The 5,298-nt window shown below is 75.9% G+C and carries 1 protein-coding gene; it reads left to right on the plus strand.

Annotated features, from left to right (window positions below; genetic code table 11):
• On the plus strand, nucleotides 1-5,298 hold a 5,298-nt coding region (locus tag MBSD_RS09735; protein WP_062537154.1), incomplete at both ends, for a type I polyketide synthase.

The raw sequence follows: 5,298 nt of genomic DNA on the forward strand, positions 1-5,298 counted from the left end.
CGGCAGCCTGGCCGATTGGCTGCGCGCGGCGCCGCGCGCGGACGCCGCCGCCGGCGAAGCCGCGCCCGCGTGGCGTTGGGCGGCGGATGCCGCCGATGCCGAGCGCGCGCTCGCGCGCGCCGACATGGCGTGGTGGCTGCAGTCCGGCGCCACGCCCGCACTGCGCGCGATCTGCCGCAACCCGCCGTTCGACGAAGCCGCGCTCAGCCGCTTCGCCGCCTCTTTGCGCCGCCTGCTGCGCGGCATGGCGGCCGGCGGCGATGCCGATCTCGCCGCACTCTCGATCCTCGACGCCGACGAGCGCGCGCGCCTGCTCGGCGGCGGCGGCGCGCGGCGCACCTCGCGCCGCCCCGACGATACCGTGCACGGCGTGTTCGCCCGCGTCGCGCAGCGCGCGCCGCAGGCGGTCGCGGTGGCCTGGGACGGCGGCACGCTGAGCTACGCCGAACTGGCCGCGCGCGCCGCGCGCCTCGCCGCACGCTTGCGCGCGGCCGGCGTCGTCCCCGGCAACCGCGTCGGCGTGCTGCTGGAGCGCTCGCCCGAGGCGATCGTCGCGCTGCTGGCGATCCTGCAGGCCGGCGCCGCCTACCTGCCGCTGGACGCCGCGCAGCCGGCGGAACGCCTGGCGTTCATGCTGGCCGACGCGGCGGCGCCGGTCGCGCTGAAACGCGCCGGCGCGAGCGCGCCCCAGACGCGCGGCGTGCGCTGGCTGGCGGTCGAGGACCAGGCGGATGCGTTGTCCGAGGCGCCGGCCGCGCCCGCGCTGGACGGCGACGCGCTCGCCTACGTGATGTACACCTCCGGCTCCACCGGCACGCCCAAGGGCGTGATGGTGCCGCACCGCGGCATCCTGCGGCTGGTGCTGGACGCCGACTACGTGCGGCTCGACGCCGAGACGCGCATGCTGCACGCCGCGCCGCTCGGCTTCGACGCCTCCACGCTGGAGATCTGGGGCGCGCTGCTGAACGGCGGCCGCTGCGTGATCCATACCGAGACGGTGCCGACCGGCCGCGGCCTGGCGCAGACGATCCGCGCGCACGGCGTCACCACCGCGTGGCTGACCGCCGCGCTGTTCAATGCGGTCGTCGACGACGATCCGCGTCGCCTCGACGGCCTGCGCGAGCTGCTCACCGGCGGCGAGGCGCTGTCGGTCGCGCACGTGCGCAAGGCGCTGGCCGCGCTGCCGGACACCGCGCTGATCAACGGCTACGGCCCGACCGAGTGCACCACCTTCGCCTGTACGCACCGCATCCCGCGCGAGCTCGCCGCGGACGCGCGCAGCATCCCGATCGGCCGGCCGATCGCGGAGACCACCGTCTACGTGCTGAACGCGCGCCGCGAGCCGGTGCCGCCGGGCGTGGTCGGCGAGCTGTACATCGGCGGCGCGGGCGTGGCGCTGGGCTACCTCGCCCGGCCCGAACTGACCGCCGCACGCTTCGTGCCGCATCCGTTCGGCGCCGCCGGCGAGCGCGTCTACCGCACCGGCGACCTGGTGCGCCTGCTGCCCGACGGCAACCTCGACTACGTCGGCCGCATCGACCACCAGGTGAAGATCCGCGGCTACCGCATCGAGCTCGGCGAGATCGAGGCGGCGCTGGCGCGCCACCCCGGCGTGCGCGCCTGCGCGGTGGTGGTGCGCGACGAGCCGCCGGTCGGCAAGCGCCTGGTCGCCTACGTGGTCGCCGCCGACGCCGCCGCGGCGCACGCGCCGGCGCTGCGCGCGCACCTCGCCGCATCCCTGCCCGACTTCATGGTGCCGGCGAGCTGGGTGTTCCTCGACGCGCTGCCGGTCACCGCCAACGGCAAGCTCGACCGCCGCGCGCTGCCCGCGCCCGCGCGCACGCGGCCCGAACTGGCCGAGGCCTACGAGGCGCCGGCCGACGCTCTGGAGCAGCGGCTGTGCGCGGCGTTCGCCGCCGCGCTGGAGATCGACCGCGCCGGCCGCCGCGACAACTTCTTCGCGCTGGGCGGCACCTCGCTGCTGGCGGTGCGCCTGCTGGAACGCCTGCGCCGCGACGGCGTCGCCGACATCGCCACCACCACGTTCTTCCGCGCGCCGACGCCGGCCGCGCTGGCCGCGGCGGCGCGCGGCGAAGACGCGCCCGCGGCGATCGAGGCGAGCCGCATGGGCCGCCGCGGCGGCGCCGGCGGCGGCGAAGACGAGCCGATCGCCATCGTCGCCATGGCCGGGCGCTTCCCCGGCGCGGCCGACGTCGAGACGTTCTGGCAGAACCTGTGCGACGGCCGCGAATCGATCACCTTCTTCGGCGACGCCGAGCTGGACGCCTCGATCCCCGCCGCGCAGCGCGCCGATCCGGCCTACGTGCCGGCGCGCGGCGTGATCGACGGGGTCGAGCTGTTCGACGCCGCGTTCTTCGGCATCAGCCCGCGCGAGGCGGAGCTGATGGACCCGCAGCAGCGCGTGTTCCTCGAGCTGTGCTGGGCCTGCCTGGAGCGCGGCGGCTACGTGCCGGACGCGCACGCGGTGCCGGTCGGCATCTTCGCCGGCATGTACAACGCCACCTACTTCCAGCGCCACGTCGCCGCGCATCCCGACCTGGTCGACAAGGTCGGCGCGTTCCAGGTGATGCTCGGCAACGAGAAGGACTACATCGCCACGCGCGTCGCCCACAAGCTCGACCTGACCGGCCCGGCGATCGCCGTGCACACCGCCTGCTCGACCTCGCTGGTCGCGGTCTGCCAGGCCGCCGACGCGCTGCGCCGCGGCCAGTGCGGGATGGCGCTGGCCGGCGGCATCGCCGTCACCTGTCCGCCGCGCAGCGGCTATCTCCATCAGGAAGGCGCGATGCTCTCGCCGGACGGGCACACGCGCAGCTTCGACGCCGACGCGCAGGGCACGGTGTTCTCCGACGGCGCCGCGGTGGTGCTGCTGAAGCGCCTGTCCGATGCGCTGGCCGACGGCGACACCGTCTACGCGGTGATCCGCGGCCACGCCGTCAACAACGACGGCGGCGTCAAGGCCAGCTTCACCGCGCCCAGCAGCGAGGGCCAGGCCGCGGTGGTGGCGATGGCGCTGGACGCGGCCGGCGTGGATGCGCGCACCATCTCTTACGTCGAAACGCACGGCACCGCCACGCCGCTCGGCGATCCGATCGAGATCGAAGGTTTGACCAAGGCGTTCCGCCGGCAGACCGCGGACACCGGCTTCTGCCGCATCGGTTCGGTGAAGAGCAACGTCGGCCACCTGGTGATCGCCGCCGGCGGCGCCGGCCTGATCAAGACCGCGCTGGCGCTGCACACGCGCACGCTGCCGCCCAGCATCAACTTCGCCGCGCCCAATCCGGCGATCGACTTCGCGCGCTCGCCGTTCGTCGTTCACACGTCGCTGACGCCGTGGACGCGCGAGCACGCCGACGCACCGCTGCGCGCCGGCGTCAGCGCGTTCGGCGTCGGCGGCACCAATGCGCACATGGTGCTGGAGGAAGCGCCGCCGCAGCCGCCGTCGACGCCGGCCGAAGGCCCGCAGCTGCTGGTGCTGTCGGCGCGCACGCCGGCGGCGCTGGCGCGGCAGGCGGAGAACCTCGCCGCACATCTGCAGAGGCATCCCGACACCCACCTCGCCGACGCGGCGTGGACGCTGGCGGTCGGCCGCAAGGCGTTCGCGCAACGCGCCTGCGTGGTCGCCGAAGACGCGGCGGGCGCGGTCGCGGCGCTGCGCGATCTGGCCTTCGTCGCCGCGCTCGGCCGCCATGCCGCGCAGGCCGGCGACGTCGTGCTGATGTTCCCCGGCCAGGGCGCGCAGTACGCCGGCATGGGGCGCGCGCTGTACGCCTCCGAGCCGGCATTCCGCGCCGCGCTGGACGAGTGCGCGCGCCTGCTGGAACCGGAACTGGGCGCCGACCTGCGCGCCGTGCTGTTCGCCGACGACGCCGCGTCGCTGCAGCAGACGCGGCTGACGCAGCCGGCGACGTTCGCGCTGGAGTATGCGCTGGCAAGGCTGTGGCTCGCCCTGCTGCCGGCGCCGGCGGCGATGCTCGGCCACAGCGTCGGCGAGTTCGTCGCCGCGACGCTGGCCGGCGTGTTCGAGCTGGGCGACGCGCTGCGCCTGGTCGCGCGGCGCGGCGCGCTGATGCAGGCGCAGCCGCCGGGCGCGATGCTGTCGGTGCGCATGGCCGCGGACGCGCTGCTGGCGCGCCTGCCTTCGTCGCTGTCGCTGGCGGCGGAGAACGCGCCGACCGCCTGCGTCGTCGCCGGCCCGCACGCCGACGTCGAAGCGTTCCGGCGCACGCTTGAAGCCGACGGCATCGCCTGCCGGCCGCTGCGCACCTCGCACGCCTTCCACTCGGCGATGATGGATCCGGTGCTGCCGCCGTTCCGCGCCGAGCTGGCGACGATCGCGCTGCGCGCGCCGCGCCTGCCGATCGTCTCCACGCTGACCGGCGCGCCGCTGACCGACGCCGAGGCCACCTCGCCCGACTACTGGGCGCGCCACCTGCGCGGCACCGTGCGCTTCGCCGCGGCGTTGCGCCAGCTGCTGGACGCGCCCTCGCGCACGCTGCTGGAAGTCGGCCCGCGCGCGACGCTGACCACGCTGGCGCGCCAGCAGCTCGGCGGCGCGCGCCCCGGCATCGCCGCGGTCGCCAGCCTGGCGGACTCGCCGGACAACGAGCGCGCCGCGCTGCTCGCCGCCGCCGGCGCGCTGTGGTGCCGAGGCGCGGCGATCGCGCCGCAAGCCTTCGACCGCCGCGCGCGACGCCGCCGCATCGTGCTGCCCACCTATCCCTTCGAACGCCAGCGGCTGTGGGTGGAACCCGCCGTCGCGCCCGCCCCTGCACCTGTCCGCGTCCCGGCCGCCGCGCCGGCGACGCCGTCCGCCCCGGAGCCCGTCATGGCCGCACCCGTCCCATCCGCCGACCGCAAGCCGCGCCTGGTCGAACAGCTCAAGGGCCTGTTCGACGAGGTCGTGGGCGTCGATCTCGGCGACGCCGATCCGTCGGCCAATTTCCTCGAGCTCGGCCTCGACAGCCTGACGCTGACGCAGGTCGCGCTGCAGATCCAGAAGACCTTCGGCGTCAAGGTGACGTTCCGCCAGCTGCTCGGCGACATCGCCAGCCTGGACGCGCTGGCCGCCATGCTCGACGCGCAGCTGCCGCCGGAAGCCGCGCCCGCGCCGGCCGTCACCGCCGCGCCGACGGCGCCCGCCACGCCGCCGGCGATGCCGGTCCCGGCGATGGCCGCGCCGGCGGCATTCGCCGCGCCCGCGCCCGGCGGCAACCTGCTGCAGGACGTGATCCGGCAGCAGATGGCGCTGATGGCGCAGCAGCTGGCGTTGCTGGC

It is taken from the genome of Mizugakiibacter sediminis (genome assembly GCF_000953855.2).
GTDB lineage: Bacteria > Pseudomonadota > Gammaproteobacteria > Xanthomonadales > Rhodanobacteraceae > Mizugakiibacter > Mizugakiibacter sediminis.